A 1,517-nucleotide genomic window follows, 5' to 3' on the forward strand; every position below is an offset into this window, starting at 1 on the left:
GATCGTCGTCACCACCGACCACGGCCACACCGACGCCGGCGGCCACGGCGGCAACAGCGCCAACGAGCGCCAGACCTTCCTCATCGCCGACGGCACGCCCGCAGGGGACGCGACGCAGGTGTCCGTGGGCCATTCGATCCCGACGCCATCATCGGTCTGAGCCAGGCGCGGGCGAATCTGCGGTGGTACTTCCGGAGGCGGCAGGCTCCTGGGCCGGCCGCGACGTGTGGAGAGCAGTGGGCCGCCGCGGCTCGGGCCGAACGCCCTGTCAGTGCCCCGCCCTAGTGTGGAGACAACGCCGGAGGAAACGCCGAAAAGGCGCCGAAAAGGCGTTGGAGAAAAGGGGTGGAACCATGTCCGCGAACAGGATCAAGCACAAGGTCAACCACGTCTCGCTCGTGGTCGACAAATCCGGCTCGATGCGCCAGCACGAGGCACAACTCATCCGCGTGGTGGACGAATTCGTGAAGGGCCTCCAGGAGGAGTCCGACCGGCTCGGCCACGAGACCCGCATCAGCCTCTACGCCTTCGACCACCAGGTGCAGAACCTGGTCTGGGACATGGACGTCAAGCACCTGCCGTCCCTGCGGGGCCTCTACAAGGTCGACAACGGCGCGACGGCGCTGATCGAGGCGGCCGTGAAGTCCGTCGACGACCTGAAGAACATCTGGGAGGGGTACGGCGAGCACTCCTTCCTCCAGGTCGTCGTCACCGACGGCGAGGAGAACGCCTCCGGCTGCTCGGAGAGCGGCCAGATGCACACCCGCATGAACGCCGGCCGGGGCACCGCCGTCCTGCGCAGCTGGATGGACCGCATCCAGAACGCCATGGACGACCTCCCCGACCACTGGACCTCGGCGATCCTCGTCCCCAACTCCCTGGCCAAGCGCACCGCCCAGGAGTACGGCTTCCCCGCGGGCAACATCGCGATCTGGGACGCCGACTCCAGCAAGGGCGTCGAAGAGGCCATCGGCACCGTCAAGACGGCCGCCACGAGCTTCCTGCGCGGCCGCGAACAGGGCGTACGCGGCACCAGGAACCTGTTCGCCATGGGCCAGGACCTCAGCACCGCCGAGGTCAAGGCCAACCTCGACGCCCTGGACACCGGCAAGTACATCCTCATCCCGGTCGACCAGCCCACGCAGATCCGCGACTTCGTCACCAGCGCCGGGCACCCGTACAAGAGCGGCTGCGCCTTCTACGAGCTGTCCAAGCGCGAGAAGATCCAGGCCGGCAAGCAGCTCGCCGTGGCGGAGAAGGACCCGGCCACCGGCCGGATGACCGGCAGGGTGTTCTCCGGCCCGGCCGCCCGCCGGCTCCTCGGCCTGCCGCAGGCGGAGGCCACCGTGAAGCCGGGCGACAACCCCTCCTACACCGTGTTCGTCCAATCGACCTCCGTCAACCGCAAGCTGGTGCCGGGCACCAAGCTGCTCGTCCTCCGGTAGCCAGCACCGCGACCGGCCGCGGACGCCCCTTCCGGCCGCCGCCGACACGCTTCGTGACCGGCCCCGGCCCGC

Annotated in this window: 1 protein-coding gene; it reads left to right on the forward strand. The window is 69.1% G+C overall.

What is annotated here, in order from left to right; genetic code table 11:
* Positions 1 to 353 precede the first annotated feature (353 nt).
* Positions 354 to 1,445: a vWA domain-containing protein gene (locus J0670_RS37840; RefSeq protein WP_207817301.1), complete on the forward strand. Its 1,092-nt coding sequence runs from the start codon at positions 354 to 356 to the stop codon at positions 1,443 to 1,445.
* Positions 1,446 to 1,517: the final 72 nt, after the last annotated feature.

It is taken from the genome of Streptomyces sp. FH025 (genome assembly GCF_017427025.1).
In the GTDB taxonomy this organism is placed as follows: domain Bacteria; phylum Actinomycetota; class Actinomycetes; order Streptomycetales; family Streptomycetaceae; genus Kitasatospora.